Here is an 18,155-nt window from a genome sequence, read left to right on the forward strand (position 1 = left end):
GCAGTTACTATCGTCGCCTGTTCTCGAATTGGGAGTGCAAAGGTATTTCTATTTTTTAGATAGATGCAAGCTTTTTTCAAAATTTTATCTTTTGGTAATCCTTTATTGAAAAATGTCGCCGGAATTTGTTATTTTGGTGAAGCATACCAATTAGAAAACATCAGTGGAGCAACTCGTCGAGGCCCTCAATATTGACCTGGAGCAGGAGCGGAAGGATATCCTCAAAAAGTACAGGAGACTATTACGTACAGCCAAGCCATTTTTGAAGGATAATGATGCCAAATTAATCAAAAAGGCTTTTTATACTTCCGTCGACGCCCATAAAGATATGCGGCGCCGGTCGGGAGAACCTTATATTTACCACCCGCTCGCAGTAGCCCAGATCGTGGTGGAAGAGATCGGGCTCGGTACCACGGGCATTGTTGCTGCTTTGCTGCATGATGTGGTGGAAGATACCGATATGCGGATCGAGGATATTGAAAGACTTTTTGGAAAAAAGGTTGCAAAGATCATCGACGGGCTTACCAAAATTTCCGGGCGCTTCGAATATGGTTCTTCACAGCAGGCTGAGAATTTTCGCAAAATGCTGCTCACGCTGTCCGACGATGTGCGTGTGATCCTCGTGAAGCTCGCCGACAGGCTGCACAATATGCGCACACTTGACAGTATGCCGCGTGATAAACAGCTTAAAATCGCTTCCGAGACTATTTTTATCTACGCGCCGCTAGCGCACCGGCTCGGACTCTATAGCATTAAATCCGAACTGGAAGAGCTTTACCTGAAATATACCGAACCTCAGGAATACCGCGCCATTGCCAGGAAACTGAGAGAGACGAAAGGCATTCGTGACAGGTTTATCGCCAAGTTTATGGAGCCGATCGCACAGGACCTGGAATCTGCCGGCTTGAATTTTATCCTCAAAGGCAGACCCAAATCGATCTATTCGATCTGGAATAAAATGCGGAAGCAGAACAAGCCTTTTGAGGAAATATATGACCTTTTTGCAATTCGCATTGTACTGGAATCTTCGGCTGAAAATGATCGTGAAAAAGCGATCTGCTGGCAGGCGTATTCAATCGTGACTGACCACTATAAGCCTAATCCGGATCGGCTAAAAGACTTTTTGAGCACACCGCGTGCAAATGGGTACCAGTCGCTGCACTCAACAGTAATGAGCAAGAGCGGACAGTGGGTAGAAGTCCAGATACGCACGACGCGGATGGATGAGATCGCCGAAAAAGGTTACGCAGCGCACTGGAAGTACAAAGGCAACGATACCAAGGTTCGCGGTAACATCGAGCAATGGATCACGCAGGTCCGCGAAACGCTTGAAAATGGTTTTGGGGATAAAACTGCCGCGATCGAGTTCCTTGATGAATTCAGAAGTAACCTGTTTAACGAAGAGGTTTTTGTATTTACACCAAAAGGTGAATTGAAGGTATTGCAAAGCGGCGCAACAGCGCTGGATTTCGCATTTGATATCCACTCCGAAGTGGGCGCGCATTGTATGGCTGCCAAAGTAGGGGGTATCCTGGTTCCGATCAGCTACGTGCTCAACAATGGGGATCAGATCGAAATCATAACTTCCAATAAGCAGAAACCCAATGAAGACTGGCTGCGGATCGTAGTTACCTCGAAAGCCCGGGCCAGGATCAAGGATTTTCTGAAAGAAGATAATCGCCGGTACGAAACTGACGGCCGGCAGATGGTTGAGAAAAAACTTAAAACACTTGGTATTGAACTTACTGCCGAGGTTGTCAACCAACTGAGGGCATTTTTCGAATGTAAAACAGCGCCCGACTTTTTCTACCGAATAGGAAAGGGATATATTCAGCTTGATGAGCTGAAAAGGTTCAAGAAGGATAAAGAAATAAAAGAGCGGAAAGCCGATTCCGCCCATGCAGCAAATGCGGTTCCCGGGCCGGTTGGCAGCGATGGTAAGACACTTACCAAGTTTTTAAAACAAATCCACGGCGACCGGGCAGACAGTGATACACTGTTGATCGGCGACGATATGGACAAAATCGATTACAAGCTTGCCGCCTGCTGCAATCCGATTGCAGGTGACGACGTTTTTGGTTTTGTTACGATTAACGAAGGCATTAAAATACACCGGACTACCTGTCCGAATGCGGCCGAACTGATGTCCAAACATGGTAACCGCATTATCAAGGCCAAATGGGAATCTAACAAGGATGAAGCCTTCCTGGCAGGGCTCTATCTGTCTGGAACAGACCGCGTGGGACTGGTGAATGACGTGACGCGGATCATTTCAAATGAGCTGCATATCAACATGCGCGGACTGACAATTGATACCAAAGACGGCGTGTTTAATGGGGATATCAAGCTCTATGTACAGGATACGCGGCATTTGGATATCCTGATTAATAAGCTGGAACAGGTAGAGGGAGTTTACAACGTACAGCGCTTTGACACGAACCTGAGCCACACCTGATTGGGTGAACGATTATCGTCAGGCAGTGTTATTAAATTGTGTCGACCCTGGTATTGTTAAATTACCAGATTGACTGTGATTTAGTATAAAAAAGCGTATTTTCGCGCAAGAATAGTCAGAGATATGCCACAAGCCAGCAAACCAAATTTCGAAGCCGCCAAGAAAATCCTGACGGCTTACCTGGAAAATAAAGGACTTCGCAAAACGCCTGAACGCTTTGCGATATTGGAAGAGATCTACACCAGGGAAGATCATTTTGACGTAGATGAGCTTTACATCAGCATGAAAAACAAACGGTACCGGGTTAGCCGCGCAACCGTTTACAACACGCTGGATGTTTTGGTAGATTGTGACCTTGTGACCAAACACCAGTTTGGGAAAAACCTGGCGCAGTTTGAAAAGTCTTACGGTAACAAACAACACGATCACCTGATCTGCACGGATTGCCATAAAGTAATGGAGTTCTGCGATCCAAGGATCCAGTCTATACAGAATATGGTAGGCGAAATGCTGAATTTCAGCGTGATGCACCATTCACTTATCTTCTACGGTAACTGTACCAAGGAAAATTGCCAGAACCGCAACGACGTACCGAGGGAAACTTCGGCTGCATACGAAGACAGATAGTATCTGATATCCTTTAAGGCAGGGGCTTGCTCCTGCCTATCTTATTCTTACACATATAGTTTCAGTAATCAAAAATTGAATGAAAGTTGACGTACTACTTGGGCTCCAATGGGGAGACGAGGGAAAAGGTAAAATCGTGGACGTTTTGGCGCCGCGTTACCAGGTTGTAGCCCGTTTTCAGGGTGGCCCGAATGCGGGGCACACGCTTGAATTTGATGGTATCAAACACGTTTTGCACCAAATTCCTTCCGGTATCTTCCGCAGTGATATCCAGAATATTATAGGAAACGGCGTGGTTCTAGACCCGATCGTTTTCAGAAGAGAGATTGAAAATCTCGGCAAATACAACCTTGACCTTGTGAGCAACCTTGTTGTTTCCAAGAAAGCGTCTATTATCGTTCCTACACATTCATTGCTCGATGCAGCTTACGAGCGTTCGAAGGGCGATTCCAAAATCGGTTCTACACTGAGAGGAATTGGCCCCGCTTACCAGGATAAAACTGCAAGGCTCGGATTGCGCGTAGGAGATGTGCTATCCCCGAATTTTGCACAGAAATACAAGAAACTGGTTGATGCCCACAAGGTGATCCTTGATTTCTATCAATATGATTACGCAGAAGCTTTACCAAAAGCTGAGGAAAACTTCTTCGCTGCGGTGGAATTCATGAAGCAGTTCACATTGGTTAACAGCGAGTATGTTGTTAACGATGCATTGGCCAACAACAAAACGGTTCTGGCAGAAGGAGCGCAGGGATCTTTGCTGGACATTGACTTTGGTTCATACCCGTTTGTAACCAGCTCAACTACCATGGCTGCCGGTGCCTGTACCGGTCTTGGTATTGCACCAAAGCAGGTAGGAGAGGTTTTCGGAATTTTCAAAGCGTACTGCACGCGCGTAGGCAGCGGTCCATTTCCAACTGAGCTACTGGAAGAAACCGGTGAGAAAATGCGTCAGGAAGGCCGTGAATTTGGTGCTACCACGGGTCGCCCTCGCCGGTGCGGCTGGCTCGATCTGCCTGCATTGAAGTACGCGATCATGATCAATGGAGTTACCCAGCTGATTATGATGAAGGTAGATGTACTTACCGTTTTTGATTCAATCAAGGTTTGTACAAACTATAAGCTTGCAGACGGAACGCTGACAGAACAGCTTCCTTACGATCTATGTGATGAGTCTGTTGAGCCGGTCTATAAAGAATTCAAAGGCTGGCAAACTTCCCTCGACGGTATCCACGATTTCGATGCCATTCCGGAAGAGCTGGTAGCTTATGTAAAATTCCTGGAAGAGGAATTGAAGTTGCCAATTACATTCATTTCCACCGGTCCTGACCGTGAGGCATTGATCAGCCGCGAAGCGTCTGCATTGTCGGTTTAGGTAAGGGTTTCCGTTTATACATTTTGGTCACCCTGAGCGGAGTCGAAGGGGCGCTACTGCTTGGTGGTAGCGCCCTTCGACTCCGCTCAGGGTGACAAGTACTTGCTCAGACTGACAAGTACTTCAAAAAACAATATACGCTACGCCAGCAAATTCAACACATCTTCCCGGCTGAGCGATTTTATAAAACCTTCTTCGTTTGAAATCAGGTCGTCAGCGAGCTGTTTCTTTGATTTCTGCAATGCAAGAATCTTCTCCTCTACCGAGTTTTTAGTTATAAACTTATAAGTAAAAACGGTTCTGTGCTGGCCAATGCGGTGTGCGCGGTCTACTGCCTGTGCTTCAATGGCCGGGTTCCACCAGGGATCTAGAATGAAAACGTAGTCGGCGGCGGTGAGGTTAAGCCCGAGGCCGCCTGCTTTTAGCGAGATCAGAAATATCTTGATACCCGCTTGCTCCTGAAACGTTTCCACCTGCTCCTGCCGGTCCTTTGTTGAGCCGTCGAGATACGCGTATCTGATATTCCGTTCGTCTAGATAATGCCTGAAAAGGTCAAGGTGTTTGATGTACTGGCTGAAAACCAGGATTTTGTGATCCTCAGTCATAACCGTCTGCATCTTGTGCAGCACATCCTCGAATTTGCCCGAACCGTGACTATATCTCGGATCAACCATCAACGGGTGGTTTGCGAGTTGCCGGAGCTTTGTAAGGCCCTGCAATACAACCAGCTGCGACTTGGAAATGCCTTCTTTATCAATGCTTTGAAGAATCAGATTCCGATAGTAGGCTTTTGCTTCCTCGTAAGCTTTTTCCTGCTCTTCCACCATATCACAGTACTGGATACTCTCGACTTTTTCGGGAAGATCGGTTGCTACCTGCGATTTTAGCCTTCGTAAAATGAACGGTTTGATCAAATTATAAAGTCGCTTCGATTTATCTTCATCACCTTTCTTCTCAATCGGAATCTGAAATTCGTCCCTGAAAAACGACTGACTTCCCAGCAAACCCGGGTTTACAAAGGTCATTTGTGACCACAAATCAAGTGTGTTATTTTCAATCGGCGTACCCGTCAACACGAGCCGGTGTGAAGAATTAAGCTTTCGTACAGCCTTTGTGATAATGGAAGTCGGGTTTTTAATAGCCTGGGACTCGTCGAGGATAATGTAATTGAACTGGTAGGTTTCAATAATATCAATATCCAGCCGCACAATCCCGTATGAAGTTAAAATCAGGTCATACTGATCAAATTGCGCTGTATCTTTTTCCCGGTTAGTGCCGGTATAAAGAAGAACTTTCAGGTCGGGTGTAAATTTCTTCGCTTCCAGTTGCCAATTGTACAGCAGTGAAGTAGGCATGATCAGCATGGAAGGATTAGATGCGCCATTCTCCTTCTCGGATTGCAGCAATGCCAGCGTCTGGACCGTTTTTCCTAAACCCATATCATCGGCCAGGCAACCTCCAAGCCGGTATTGTTTGAGGAATTGAAGCCAGTCGTAACCTGTTTTTTGGTAAGGCCGTAAAGTGCCTTTGAAATTCACAGGAGGATCGACAGGCTCAATTTGCTGGAAATTCCGAAGGTTTTCGAGCTTTCTGCTGATTACTGTTGTGGCGAGGTTTTCCTCCTGCAGTTCCTGTACCAATGCCAAATGGTGCATCCGGAGCCGGAGCTGATCGTCGTCTTCGGCGTGCTCAGTAAAGGAAAAGAATTCGGAGTATTTGGTAAACCACCATTCCGGGATCACTGCGGTTTCTCCATTTGGTAGTAAAAATTCTTTCTTACGGTTTAGAATGTAGCTTCTCAGCTGTATAAACGGGATTTCAAACTCTCCGAACTTCACTTTTGCATTGATATCGAACCAGTCACGGCCTTCCTGAACGGAAATGTCCAGGGAAGAGTACCCCAGGAAATAACGTTTGCTGTCGCTGGTGTTCTGCCTTACGCTGATGCCATTTTCAGATAACGTTATCGCATTGCCTTGTAGCCAGCCAAAAGCTTGTGACTTAGGCATTTGCAGCTTTCCATTGCGCATATTCAGCCCCCATTCCTTCAAAAGTCGCACATTCTTGCTTTCGCCATCGATATCCCGCCTTACCTTATTGAAAAAGTAATCATTCCCTTTCTTCTCCATGTGTACACTCGACGGATGCGCAAAGCTGTCGTAATGAAAAGAAAAACCTGCATATTGGAACGAAAGATCAAAAGTGACGTCGCTATCTTCCTCTTCGATCACCTCCACATCTTCTGAATCCTGGAAAAGCACCGGCGTCTTTTTAGGCGCTGTTGTAAATTCGGAGATGGTCAGCACCGTTTTTGGCTGCGACGATACATTCCTGATCTCAAATCCTTTGGCCACCACATCGTAAGAAGCAATAAGCGGAGCAACAAATCGCCCGTAATACTGCTCCTCCACCTGACCCGGAATGGCAATGAATTTTTTGTTCAGAAATGGCTTGATCTTCTTCCCGTCCACATTTCCTTCGAAGCTGTAAAGGTGTCCGTCGACAATGAGCCAGGCAGGATCTTCGCAGATCAGAAATGCATTTTTATATTGAAAATCAAGCTTTTGGTACTTGTGGCGGATCGTTGGGAAGTAATGTGTGTTATCTTCATTTCTTACAAAATGAAAACGTATAGTCGCTTTTTCAGGCTCGGTGACGACAGGTTTCCAGAGCGGGTTACCGTCGCTTCCCATGATGAAAATGTCCTTTCCATTCAGCTTTTCCAAGATCCGCGCCTTGCTATTTTCGAGATAGCTTGCGATGGCTTCCTGAATCGTTTTATCGCCTTTTTGTGCATCGTAAACTTTAAGGAAGAAGTCGACTGCATTGAGCTTTTTAGTGTTAAACTTCCGGACTACCAGATCTTGCTGGATATCGTCGATCAGTTTTACCAGCTCAAAATCCCCGGCGTCAAGCCCGCTTCTGAATTCCTTGACGTTTTTGGAAGATATATTCTGGATCTGAAACGTAAAATCGCCTTGTGCATTCAGCTGTACGGCGAAAGCTTCAAAAATATATCCCAAATATTCATGGTTCAAAATTGAATAAACAATCTTAAATGGCTCGGACGGAGATACTTTCATTATCCGGTTTCTACAAGTAATAAGTGTTGACGAAATGCTTCCCAAAGAGTAGGAGACGACCTCTTTTAAGAATTGGGAAACTTCAAATATAGGTTAAATCATACCTAAATGAAAGTCCGCCCATGCAGCAGTAAGCGATATTTGTAGAAAAAATTGAGACAGGTTTCCAAACAATTCGATAGGGGATTTTGAAGGAAAAACTGTGTCGGTACTACTCAGAGTAATGCAAAAAAGGCTTCCTGTTGAAAGGAAGCCCGGTATAGTGAAAGTTCATATTAATTACTCGAAGGTATATTGCTCTCCTCGCTTGCGGATCGTAACCACCATGTTCTCATCATCTTCCCTGTTCAGAGTCCCGTTGTAGCTGCGCGAGCCTGTCGGTGTGGTTACAGTGATATAGTATTTCGTGCGGACATAACCTTCATAGTAATGCACAAATACCTTGTACTCTCCATCCGGTGCATTGTCCCAAAAGATATTTTCAGGTCCGTATCCGTCCACATCGTCACGGTCCAGCTGGCCGCCGGTGGTGTATGAATAATCATCTGCAAAGTAAATTTCCTTACCGCCTGGCTCGATCACGTGCAGATCAATGTCTGTGTCGTCAGTATCCCAGGCAAGATTAATCTGCAATGCTCCCGTACCCAGTTTTACAATATCAACGCATTGTGTAACAGGCTGGCTTACCTGATTTCTGTTGTCATAAACCCAGACTTTAATGCAAAACTGCCCGTTGATAGATGCAGCCGGTATCCCGATCGGTAAAGTGAATTGGCCGGGATTATCAGGATCAGCCTGAACTACAAAGTACATATCAGAACCCACTACCTGTACGTAATAGCCGCCGATGGTCGACCCGGGCGGCAGGTTTACGCTGAAAGGAATTGCAACAGTACTACCGTTACTGGAAATAATGACTGCTGTGGATCTCGGGAAAATAGAAGGATTGGAACCCTGCGTACTCCTAGGTGGATTACCCACAATGCGAACGGTGCCGTCGGGAAGAATGATATACCGGCTGAACGTAGCAGGATCGGAAGGGTCGATCACAATCGGGTCTACTACGGTTTCGATTTTCCGGATACAGCTGCCCGCGAAGAATAGAAGGACCGAGAAGAGTATAAATGTAGATTTACGGAACATGAGCTGGGTGTTAAGGGTAGTGTATTATTTGGTTGCTTTGAACTTGTATCCGATTCCGGCTCGAAGACCGGCAAAATGCAGCGCGTCGGAAATTCCTGCGAAATCCGTATTGATTACATAGTTGTACTGCGCCGCCACGTCCAGGAACAAGCCGCCCACCAGGTACTTCTCAAACCCGATCGCGCCGCCCACTGCAGGTAAAAAAGCGGTGGCTTCTGCAGTGCCCGGGCCTTCGGGATGAAGTTCAGTCGTGGTCCTCACGCGTTTGGTAAACTGGCCACCGCCGTAGGGATTGAAGTAAATGTTTTTGATAGGATAAAGCTTGAAGCCAACTTGCAGCGGAATCCTGGTAATCGTTTCATCACTGCTGAACTGCAGTACCTTCTCGGGAACGATACTTACATATTTTCTCTGGACCTGCCACTTGGAAGATCCTCCCTGCAGATTGACACTTACACGCTCGGCGAGATAGTAGTTGAGCTGAATGCCGGCACCAAAGCCCTGCAGTATCCCCACGCCGGTGGACTTGGCAGACCAGCCTCCTGATAAACTTTCAATGGCGTACAAACCTTCGGCAAAAACCAGCACAGAAACAGACTTACCAAGCCGAAAAGACGGTGCAGCTGCACGCAACTCCTCCTGTACTTCTGTCGTTGAAGGCGGCTGTGAATGGAAGGTTTTCTGTTGAGTTTCATTATGCTGACTCAATGTGGGTTCTTGCGTGCGGTTGTCTGTCAAAAGGATTTTACTGTTGTTTAATCCGGCCAGATTAAGATGCTGGCTGAATGCCGGCATCGTGAAGGTGTATATAGATACCAGGACCGTCGTATAAAGTTTTCTCATAGCGAAAGGGGCGTTTTAAATGGAGCGCAGTTAATTGGTTTCGGATTGATTTTAAAGAAGTTACCTGCATTGAAATTGAAGAATAATAGCTGGCTCCCAAACATGATATTTGCGGAGACGGGCTTTTTCCTTGCGTATCCGCCCGATTTTCTTGTGAGAATGTTGATATGTGAACTCCGAAGTGTTACTCTGCCTGTCTGCATTGGTATTAAGTGAGGCAGGAGACTCCACTTCGGCAGAAAAAAGCAAAGCAGATGCATTTACGGATCCTTGTAGCGGTGAATGAGGTAACTACCGCTGCTGCGTTCAGAAAGTTGATGGAACATTCGGGAAATACGATCTTCGCGTCAAGGACCGGGCTCAACCCGGTTGTACGCGCGATACAAACCTTCAAACCGGATTTGCTCGTCATTGAAGTGACCTCCGCAGAAAGAAAGGGCATTCAGGTTGCGCAGGAAGTAATGAAAACACACGACCTGCCGGTAGTATTCCTTGCCGGAGATCGTGCGTATCCTACATTTCAGGCCGCGAAGGAAACATCCCCCGCAGCATACTTACTTCCGCCTTTTAGCAGGGAGGAGCTTGGTTTTCAGATCGAACTGGCGCACCATAATCATAGAAAGTCTCCAGCAGGAATGGAAGCACTGCCCGGAACCCCGGGTTGCATTTATTTGCCTGTTGACAAAGGGTATCAGAAGGTCAATTGTGAAGATGTCGTGTACCTGAAAGCCGATGGATCTTACGTGAAAGTGTACCTGGCCGGAAAAGAGTCTCCATTTCACATCAGCGCGAATTTGAGCCATTTGGCGGGCTATTTTACAAGTTCGAATTTCTACCGGGTCTCGCGATCGTTACTGGTTAATCTGGATCAGCTGGAAAGGCTGGAACAGAATCATCTGTTCATGTCAGGCGGGAAAATTGTGATACCGGTACCCGCTTCAAACCGGAAGGAATTGCTGGCTCAATTGTTAGTAGTAAAAACGAAATGAGCGGCAAACACCTCAGCTCGACTTTTTAAGCGCGAGGCTGACCAGTTCTGCCGTGTTTTTTACATTCGTTTTCTTCATAATGCTGGCGCGTTGGTTGGCCACCGTATTGGAGCTGATCTCGAATTTTTCGGCTATATCCTTGCTGCTCATTCCCTCAATGAGGCATTCCAGGATCTGCTGCTCGCGCGGGGTGAGCAGGCTCCATACCGATTTGCCTTCCAGCTCTTCCTGCACCGGGGCGGGTTCGGGTGCCACGAGCAACTGTTTCATCAGTTTTTTGATGATAATGGAAGAGGCATAAGGTGGAAAATACAGCTCACCTTTTGCAATGGCGCGGATCGCCAGAAGCATTTCGTCGCGGCTCGCGTCTTTTTGCAGGTAGCCCGATGCGCCGCTTAATGCAGATGCTACAATATAATCTGCATTGTTGTGCATGCTGAAAACCAGTATTTTAACATTCGGGAATGCGGGTACGATCTGTTTGATTACGTCCAGGCCGGGTACGCGCGGCATGGTCAGGTCAAGCAAAATCACGTCCGGATTCACTTTTTCCACCATATCCCACACTTCGTCACCGTCGGCTGCTTCGCCCGCGATCAGCAGGTCTTCTTCATCTTCGAGCAGGGTGATAATTCCCTGCCTGACAACCGAGTGGTCGTCGACAACCAAAATCCGTATACGCATTCTGCTTTAAAAAGGAGTGACAGTTCATAGTTCGACTTCCAGGACGAGCCTGGTGCCACCGTCGATTTTGGAGGAGATATTCATTCTGGCATTGAGCAGCTGGCTCCTCGTGCGGATATTTTCCATTCCATTGCCGGAAGTCGAAAACCCGCCTTCTGTTTTCAGCTGATCCATTTCAAAACCCTTCCCATCGTCGGCGATCTCCAAAATAATACGATTACTGCTCTGTTCCAATTTAATCTTAATGCGATCAGCCCCGGCGTGCTTGATCGCATTGTTAAGTGCTTCCTGTGCGATCCGGTACAGGCTCGTTTCCATAATGCCGCTTATAGCGATTCTTGAACTGGTATCTCCTTCAAAGTCAACCCGCACACCGGCAATTTCGGCTGTCTGGTCACAAAGCAATTTCAATGCGGCAGCAAGTCCGAAATCATTCAGTACCGAAGGCATCAGATTGAAAGATACCTGTCGCGTAGTCTGGATAATGTCCTGCACGAGCGCCACAAGCTTTTCGAACTGCCGCTTGTGTTTTTCATCATGAAACTGCACCGATTTGAGTTTTTCAGCATGCAATTTGAGCCCGGTCAGCATTTGCCCAATCCCGTCGTGCAGTTCCAGTGCGAACCGTTTTCGCTCTTCTTCCTGTCCCTCAATCAGCGAAGCCGCTCTGATCTGGTTTTCTGCCAGTTTCATCTGGTACTTCTCTTCTTCGACGCGCAACAACTCATTCTGTGCTTCCAGGAGCTGCAAATTGGCTTGTTTCAGTTTTTGGTTAGAAAGCTGCAATGCATTCTCAGACTCGGTCAGCATTCTTACAACGCGCCGGGTTGTATTTACCACCGGCCTGAAAATCAGCAATCCCTCAGCCAGCAGTACCAGAATGGTCATGATATCCAGGATCCATTCTATCCTTTCCAGGTTTTCCAGCCGCTCGAAACTTTCGCGGTCAAACTGGAAAACGATCTTGTCCATTTTGGCAAGAAAGCGGGGTTCATTCTCTAAAATGGTTTGTAATCCCTGCTGGCTGGCCTGGGCCGAGGTATCACGCTCAATGATTAGAAACTGCGTGTACATTTCGTCGAATACCGGTTCGAGCTCGGTGAACATCTGATCCAGTACCGGACTTTTCCAGGTTACAAACCCGTCCTCGACGGCCAGTCTCCTGTTTGCAAGATTTTCGTGACTTGTTTTCCAGAGATCCAGCAGTTCCGAAAAGCGGGCCGAGTCCCTGTGCGCTGTACCGCTGATTTTGAGCAATGCAAGCTTCGTCAGGCGCTGGCTTAACATCCGCTGGCGCCCCGCCACATTCACTACCCGACTGTCGTGGTTGAGGTTACTGATCGTTTTCCTGATCAGGAATAAGCCGCTGAGCGTCAGTAATGCCACTACGCATAATGCGACCACATAAAACCTTGTCAGACTACCTGCTACCCGTTTGTCGAGTCTATCCATTTGCTCATATTCCGATATATACCAGGTTTTCTTTCACCATCACCGGAAAGGTTTTGATTTGATAAGCATCGTCATTGAGGCAATGCCCGGTTTGCAATGAAAAGGTTTTTTTGTGAAAAGGACAAGCCACTTTCGGTTCACCATCCTGGCTCCCGATCATCCCGCGCGCCACGGCCATTTGCTGCCGGTGCGGACATTCATTGTCGGTTGCATACCATTCGCCTCTTCTTGCGAAATTAAATATAGCGATTTGTTTCCCGTCAATCAGCGCACAACCGCCGCCATCCTCAGGGATATCACTCACCTGACAAGCGAAATGCCAGGTTACTTGGGTTTCGATGTTTGTTTGGGTGTTCATGGGGAAAAGAGTTTAAAAGCTTTCGGCCATCAGCTATCGGCTTTCGGCTTATTTCTTTGTTTTTGATTGTTTTGACTAGCTACTGTTTCAACTAAAGGAACTCTTAGAGCAGACTGCTGATTACTAACAGCCGACAGCCGACAGCCGACAGCCGACAGCCGACAGCCGACAGCCGACAGCCGTTTTTCATGCCCACTCCTTCGCTCTTTTCTGCTCCCTCATTTCTTCGAACTGCACAGAAGGATCTTTTGCGGGGGTGTTAACAAAGTGGGAAAAACGTTTCCGTAGTTCGGGGCTTTCTACTACTTCTTTCCATTCGCATTGATACACGTCGATCAGTTGCTGGAGTTCGTTTTCAAGTTCAGCTGCGATGCCGAGTACGTCGTCTACGACCACTGCTTTGAGGTATGACATTCCGCCTTCCATTTTGTTGAGCCAGGTTGCGGTGCGGGTGAGCGGGTCGGCGGTTTTGATATAAAACATCAAAAAGCGATCGATCAGGCGCAGGCAGGTTTCTTTGTCTACATCGGTCGCGAGCAGCTGTGCGTGCTGCGGTTTTGATCCTCCATTGCCGCATACGTACAAATTCCAGCCTTTTTCAGTCGCTATGATCCCAAAATCTTTACTCTGCGCCTCGGCACATTCCCGGATGCAGCCCGAGACTGCGGATTTAAGCTTATGCGGCGAGCGTAGCCCTTTGTAGCGGTTTTCTACTTCAATGGCGAAACTCACAGAATCCTGAACTCCAAACCGGCACCAGGTTGAACCCACACAGCTTTTTACAGTTCGCAGCGACTTCCCGTAAGCGTGGCCGCTCTCAAAACCTGCCCCGATCAGCTCTTCCCAGATCAGCGGCAGGTCGCCCAAGTGCGCGCCGAACATATCAATGCGCTGGCCGCCGGTGATTTTGGTATACATGCCGTATTTCTGAGCTACCTGGCCGATCACGATCAGTTTCTCCGGTGTTATCTCACCGCCTGGAATCCGCGGTACAACCGAGTAAGTTCCTCCTTTTTGAATGTTGGCTAAAAAGCGGTCGTTCGAATCCTGGATAGGCGCGCGGTCTTTTTGAAGGATATTTTCATTCCATAAACTAGCGAGCAGGGAAGCGACCAGCGGCTTGCAGGTTTCGCAACCATCGCCTTTTCCGAAGGTATCCAAAACGGTATTGTAGGTTTTTAGCCCATTCATCTTGACAAGATCAAGCAACTCTTGTCTTGAATAATCAAAATGCTCGCAAACTACATTCCGGATGTAAACGCCATTTTGCTTCAATGTGCCTGCGATAATATCCTTGACCATCGGAACGCAGCCGCCACAGCCAGTACCCGCTTTGCAGGACTTTTTGATTGCTTCTATATGCTGGTGGCCTTTTTCATTCACTTCCTGACAAATCATCCCTTTCGTCACAGCTTCGCAGGAGCAGATCAATGCATCGTCGGGAAAGCTCATCACGCCTGCACCTGCTTCTTCGCCGCCACGCGAGCCTAGTATCAGATCTTCGGAATCGGGAGGTAGTATTGTTTTGTTTTTACAGGTTTGCAAAAGCATATTGTATTGCTCTGCATCACCAACGAGGATCCCTCCGAGCAGTGACTTCCCGTCTAGACTTACATTAATCCGCTTGTAAATGCCTTTCGCCTTGTTTTCGTAACGGACAGTCGTACAAGCCGGCTCTTCTATAAATGGATCCCCGAAACTCGCGACGTCGGTACCAATGAGTTTTAGCTTCGTCGACATATCAAAGGGAAGAAATTCTTTTTCGCCGCCTGTAATCTGCGTCGCAACCACATCGGCCATTTCATATCCCGGCGCGATCAATCCGTAAATCATGTGGTGGGCCAGCGCACATTCGCCGATTGCAAAAATGAATGGATCGGAAGTTTGCAGTTGGTTGTTCACCACAATCCCGCCTCTCGGGTGTGTGTCCAATCCTGCTATTTTCGCCAGTTCGTCACGCGGTCTGATACCGGCGGAAATTACCAGCATATCAACTTCCAGGAAAGACTGGTCAGCAAATTGCATTCCCTCAATGCAATCCCCGCCTTTGATCTCCTGCGTATTTTTCGATAAATGTATATGTAACCCAAGCGATTCTAGCTGGTTCTGCAACATTCGCGAGCCGGCTTCATCAATCTGTCTGGGCATAAGCCGCGATGCAAATTCAACTACGTGGGCTTCCTGCAAACCAAGGTCGAGCAGCGCTTTCGCAGCTTCCAGTCCCAGTAACCCGCCACCGATCACCGCCCCTCTTTTTGCCTTGCGTGCATAAGTCTGGATCAGTTCAAGATCTTCAATGGTACGGTACACAAAAACGCCATCTTTCTCAACCCCCGGAATAGTGGGTACAAATGCGCCGGAGCCGGTCGCCATAACCAGGTAGTCATAATGCACTACATGTCCATGGTGTGAACGCACGAGCTTACTATCTCTGTCGATATCCACTACCGGGTCGGACAGATACAGTATAATTCCATTGTCAGTATACCATTCTTCTTTGGCGAGGGTAAGGTCATCGGCAGACTTACCTGCGAAAAATTCACTTAAATGTACGCGATCGTAGGCAACGCGAGGCTCTTCTCCGAATACTGTGAGCGCAATATTCTGCCCTTCTTTCCGCTTCGACAACAGTTTTTCACAAAACTTAAAACCAACCATCCCGTTGCCGATTACTACAATTCTGATCTCTAATTCTTGTTTCATAGTAAATAGTAACTATTAATTTGTGAACCAATAAGTATTTTGTTGTACTATTTCAATTCTTTTCTAGAGTGTACTGGTATAAGTGCCTCCAAAAATAAATGGCTAATAGTCATTTTCCTAATTTTATATTTGCAATTATAGTTATTTGTAAATATAAATTTTGGTCAAATGCTTGTTTTGTAAAATGTAGCTCCTAATTTTGATGCGCCAATAACTATGATTAGTAACTACTACGTATAGTACATTTTTAATATTCACTTCTATGATACCAGCGAAAATGGAAGCAAAACTCACATTGGTAGGAGCCGGTCCGGGCGACGGAGAGCTGATCACCCTAAAAGGGGTCAGAGCACTTGAAAAGGCAGATGTAGTATTGTATGACGAGCTCGCCTGCAATACGCTGCTCGATTTTGCGCCAGCACACGCCATGAAAATTTACGTAGGCAAAAAAGTGGGAGAAACATCGTTCACCCAGGATGAGATCAACGGTTTGATCGTTCGTCTCGCCCGAAAGAAAGGTCACGTTGTTCGTTTAAAAGGTGGCGACCCATTTGTGTTCGGTCGTGGCCACGAAGAAATGCAGTATGCACGTGACTACGGAATTGCGGTCGAAGTGATCCCAGGTGTGTCCAGCAGCATTGCGGTACCTGCTTCCATGGAAATACCGGTAACCCGCCGGGGCGTGAGCGAGAGCTTCTGGGTGATTACGGGAACTACACAGGACGGGACTTTGTCCGACGACCTGCGCCTGGCAGTACAATCGAAAGCGACGGTGGTGGTTTTAATGGGATTGAACAAACTGAATGAGATCTGTGAGCTGTATAAACATTTCGGTCGTGGACACTTACCAATGGCGGTAATCCAGAATGGTACCCGGCCAGATGAAAAAAGTGTAATCGGGCAGGTTTGGGAAATGCCTGAGCTGGTGCGCGAGCACGGAATAGGCACGCCCGCGATTATGATGATGGGTGAAGTAGTCGCGCTACACCCCTCTTATGCATACGAATACCTGCAACACGCCGGGATATCCTGTTAACAACCACCTCCAACCTTTCACCGGGATGAAAAGAACTTTATTCCTATTCATTGCAGGATTATCAGCCTGCGGTTTACTGATATGCGCCAATGCGAATGCACAGTTCACATTATCGGGCCAGTTCCGTACGCGCACCGAGCTGCTGCACGGACAGGGAAGTCCATTGTCCAAAAACGACAAAGCCGCTTTCTTTACATCCCAGCGCACGCGCCTGAATGCAGGTTATACGGGGTACCGCATGCAATTTTTCACCGCAGTTCAGGATGTGCGGGTCTGGGGACAGGATGCTTCTACCAATAACCGCATTACCAATCAGGCTGCAAACGGATTAATGCTCCACGAAGCCTGGGCACAGATTAGCTTGCTGGATACCGGGCAGGCAAATGCGGGTAAAATGCTGGCGATCAAGATTGGGCGGCAGGAATTGCTGTACGACGACAGCCGGCTGCTCGGTAATCTCGACTGGCTGCAGCAAGCCAGGCGCCACGATGCGGTTTTGCTCAAATATGAAAACAAGAATTGGACAGCGCACATCGGGGTTGCGTATAACCAAAACCGTGAGGTTAAAAGCGGCACTTTGTACGATGGTGTTCCGGTGGGTTATCCGGCCGGTACCAATGCAATCGGGACGATGTATAAGTCAATGCAGTTTGTATATTTTGGTAAAAAGACAAAGAATGGAAAAGCTTCATTCCTGATTTTTAAAGACGATTTTCAGAAATATTCAAAGGATTCTACCGGAAAGAAAGAGCTGAGAAACGGTACCTGGAACCGCATTACAATCGGACCGTATTTTGAGACCAAGTTGGGTAAATACTGGAATCTAACCGCAAGCGCGCATTACCAGACAGGGAAAGACAAAGATGGGCTGTCGCTCGACGCATGGCTTTATTCGGTACGCGGCTTGTACAATGCAAACAGCCGTTTTGCAGTGGGCCCGGGCTTTGATTATACCTCCGGCAGTCAGGCAGGATCAGCCAAAAACCACACATTCGACCCGCTTTACGGAACGCCGCATAAGTTTTGGGGACAAATGGATTACTTCTATGCAGCCAATGGATTTGGCCGGGGCGGACTCAAAGATTTTTACATTAATACCCTTATCAAACCTGCAAAAAAGTGGCTGATACAGGCTGATTTGCACCAGTTTTCAAGCGCAGCGCCTATTCGGAATGCAGAGAACCAGAAGCTGTCGGCCAACTTCGGGAGCGAGCTGGATGTGATTGCCACTTACAGCCTGACCAATGCGATCAGCTTTCAGGCGGGTTACTGCACTTTTTTGCCGAGCAGCAGTTTGGCGGTTGTCAAGAACATTCCCAATCCTCAGAACATGGCCAACTGGGCTTATCTGATGATCAATATCAAACCGGAGTTTATCAAATAATTCCCCAAGTCAAATCTTCACCT

13 protein-coding genes are annotated in these 18,155 nt (G+C 47.4%); 6 read left to right on the top strand and 7 right to left on the bottom strand.

The window, feature by feature from the left end; translation table 11 throughout:
* Positions 1 to 163: 163 nt before the first annotated feature.
* The 3 genes from AC1XTG_RS07240 (at position 164) to AC1XTG_RS07250 (ending at position 4,457) form a co-directional block, all read left to right on the top strand.
* Positions 164 to 2,455 carry a RelA/SpoT family protein gene (locus AC1XTG_RS07240; RefSeq protein WP_056280620.1) on the top strand — a complete coding sequence of 764 codons (2,292 nt, stop codon included), beginning with the start codon at positions 164 to 166 and terminating at the stop codon, positions 2,453 to 2,455.
* A 123-nt stretch (positions 2,456 to 2,578) separates the two neighbouring features.
* Complete coding sequence (locus AC1XTG_RS07245; protein ID WP_031526345.1) at positions 2,579 to 3,082, top strand: Fur family transcriptional regulator; 504 nt, start codon at positions 2,579 to 2,581, stop codon at positions 3,080 to 3,082.
* A gap of 79 nt (positions 3,083 to 3,161) precedes the next feature.
* On the top strand, positions 3,162 to 4,457 hold the full coding sequence (locus tag AC1XTG_RS07250; RefSeq protein WP_056280623.1) for an adenylosuccinate synthase: 1,296 nt from the start codon (positions 3,162 to 3,164) through the stop codon (positions 4,455 to 4,457).
* Positions 4,458 to 4,597: 140 nt separating this feature from the next.
* Here AC1XTG_RS07250 and AC1XTG_RS07255 read toward each other — a convergent pair whose 3' ends face one another.
* The 3 genes from AC1XTG_RS07255 to AC1XTG_RS07265 all read right to left on the bottom strand — a co-directional run bounded on the left by AC1XTG_RS07255 (position 4,598) and on the right by AC1XTG_RS07265 (position 9,526).
* Positions 4,598 to 7,540 carry a DEAD/DEAH box helicase gene (locus AC1XTG_RS07255; RefSeq protein WP_484841483.1) on the bottom strand — a complete coding sequence of 981 codons (2,943 nt, stop codon included), beginning with the start codon at positions 7,538 to 7,540 and terminating at the stop codon, positions 4,598 to 4,600.
* Between the two features lie 279 nt (positions 7,541 to 7,819).
* Complete coding sequence (locus AC1XTG_RS07260) at positions 7,820 to 8,683, bottom strand: YfaP family protein (RefSeq protein WP_484841484.1); 864 nt, start codon at positions 8,681 to 8,683, stop codon at positions 7,820 to 7,822.
* A 24-nt stretch (positions 8,684 to 8,707) separates the two neighbouring features.
* Positions 8,708 to 9,526 carry an outer membrane beta-barrel protein gene (locus AC1XTG_RS07265; RefSeq protein ID WP_484841485.1) on the bottom strand — a complete coding sequence of 273 codons (819 nt, stop codon included), beginning with the start codon at positions 9,524 to 9,526 and terminating at the stop codon, positions 8,708 to 8,710.
* Positions 9,527 to 9,780: 254 nt separating this feature from the next.
* On the opposite strand from AC1XTG_RS07265, the gene AC1XTG_RS07270 reads away from it, so the two are divergent.
* Positions 9,781 to 10,515 carry a LytR/AlgR family response regulator transcription factor gene (locus AC1XTG_RS07270; protein WP_484841486.1) on the top strand — a complete coding sequence of 245 codons (735 nt, stop codon included), beginning with the start codon at positions 9,781 to 9,783 and terminating at the stop codon, positions 10,513 to 10,515.
* 12 nt (positions 10,516 to 10,527) lie between these two features.
* Here the strand turns inward: AC1XTG_RS07270 and AC1XTG_RS07275 are convergent, their stop codons facing one another.
* The 4 genes from AC1XTG_RS07275 to nirB form a co-directional block, all read right to left on the bottom strand.
* The gene (locus AC1XTG_RS07275) at positions 10,528 to 11,199 is read right to left on the bottom strand and encodes a response regulator transcription factor (protein WP_484841487.1); all 672 of its coding nucleotides are present in this window, start codon (positions 11,197 to 11,199) and stop codon (positions 10,528 to 10,530) included.
* A 24-nt stretch (positions 11,200 to 11,223) separates the two neighbouring features.
* Positions 11,224 to 12,651, bottom strand: coding sequence for an ATP-binding protein (locus tag AC1XTG_RS07280; RefSeq protein ID WP_484841488.1), 1,428 nt, complete (start codon positions 12,649 to 12,651; stop codon positions 11,224 to 11,226).
* A gap of 4 nt (positions 12,652 to 12,655) precedes the next feature.
* A complete protein-coding gene (nirD, locus tag AC1XTG_RS07285; RefSeq protein ID WP_484841489.1) occupies positions 12,656 to 13,009 on the bottom strand; it encodes a nitrite reductase small subunit NirD in 354 nt (117 codons plus the stop codon).
* A gap of 186 nt (positions 13,010 to 13,195) precedes the next feature.
* The gene (nirB, locus tag AC1XTG_RS07290) at positions 13,196 to 15,712 is read right to left on the bottom strand and encodes a nitrite reductase large subunit NirB (protein WP_484841490.1); all 2,517 of its coding nucleotides are present in this window, start codon (positions 15,710 to 15,712) and stop codon (positions 13,196 to 13,198) included.
* A gap of 277 nt (positions 15,713 to 15,989) precedes the next feature.
* On the opposite strand from nirB, the gene cobA reads away from it, so the two are divergent.
* Both cobA and AC1XTG_RS07300 read left to right on the top strand, forming a co-directional pair.
* The gene (gene cobA / locus AC1XTG_RS07295) at positions 15,990 to 16,748 is read left to right on the top strand and encodes a uroporphyrinogen-III C-methyltransferase (RefSeq protein WP_056280642.1); all 759 of its coding nucleotides are present in this window, start codon (positions 15,990 to 15,992) and stop codon (positions 16,746 to 16,748) included.
* 25 nt (positions 16,749 to 16,773) lie between these two features.
* Positions 16,774 to 18,132 carry an alginate export family protein gene (locus AC1XTG_RS07300; RefSeq protein ID WP_484841491.1) on the top strand — a complete coding sequence of 453 codons (1,359 nt, stop codon included), beginning with the start codon at positions 16,774 to 16,776 and terminating at the stop codon, positions 18,130 to 18,132.
* The last annotated feature ends 23 nt before the right edge of the window (positions 18,133 to 18,155 follow it).

Source organism: Dyadobacter sp. HNCC25DJ183 (assembly GCF_056895175.1).

What these genes read in the sequence shown, in the direction of transcription:
- AC1XTG_RS07255 (WP_484841483.1), bottom strand. Translation starts at nt 7,540, where the DNA reads ATGAAAGTATCTCCGTCCGAGCCATTTAAGATTGTTTATTCAATTTTG.
- AC1XTG_RS07260 (WP_484841484.1), bottom strand. Translation starts at nt 8,683, where the DNA reads ATGTTCCGTAAATCTACATTTATACTCTTCTCGGTCCTTCTATTCTTC.
- cobA (WP_056280642.1), top strand. Translation starts at nt 15,990, where the DNA reads ATGGAAGCAAAACTCACATTGGTAGGAGCCGGTCCGGGCGACGGAGAG.
- AC1XTG_RS07280 (WP_484841488.1), bottom strand. Translation starts at nt 12,651, where the DNA reads ATGGATAGACTCGACAAACGGGTAGCAGGTAGTCTGACAAGGTTTTAT.
- AC1XTG_RS07270 (WP_484841486.1), top strand. Translation starts at nt 9,781, where the DNA reads ATGCATTTACGGATCCTTGTAGCGGTGAATGAGGTAACTACCGCTGCT.
- AC1XTG_RS07245 (WP_031526345.1), top strand. Translation starts at nt 2,579, where the DNA reads ATGCCACAAGCCAGCAAACCAAATTTCGAAGCCGCCAAGAAAATCCTG.
- AC1XTG_RS07250 (WP_056280623.1), top strand. Translation starts at nt 3,162, where the DNA reads ATGAAAGTTGACGTACTACTTGGGCTCCAATGGGGAGACGAGGGAAAA.
- nirB (WP_484841490.1), bottom strand. Translation starts at nt 15,712, where the DNA reads ATGAAACAAGAATTAGAGATCAGAATTGTAGTAATCGGCAACGGGATG.
- AC1XTG_RS07275 (WP_484841487.1), bottom strand. Translation starts at nt 11,199, where the DNA reads ATGCGTATACGGATTTTGGTTGTCGACGACCACTCGGTTGTCAGGCAG.
- AC1XTG_RS07300 (WP_484841491.1), top strand. Translation starts at nt 16,774, where the DNA reads ATGAAAAGAACTTTATTCCTATTCATTGCAGGATTATCAGCCTGCGGT.
- AC1XTG_RS07265 (WP_484841485.1), bottom strand. Translation starts at nt 9,526, where the DNA reads ATGAGAAAACTTTATACGACGGTCCTGGTATCTATATACACCTTCACG.
- nirD (WP_484841489.1), bottom strand. Translation starts at nt 13,009, where the DNA reads ATGAACACCCAAACAAACATCGAAACCCAAGTAACCTGGCATTTCGCT.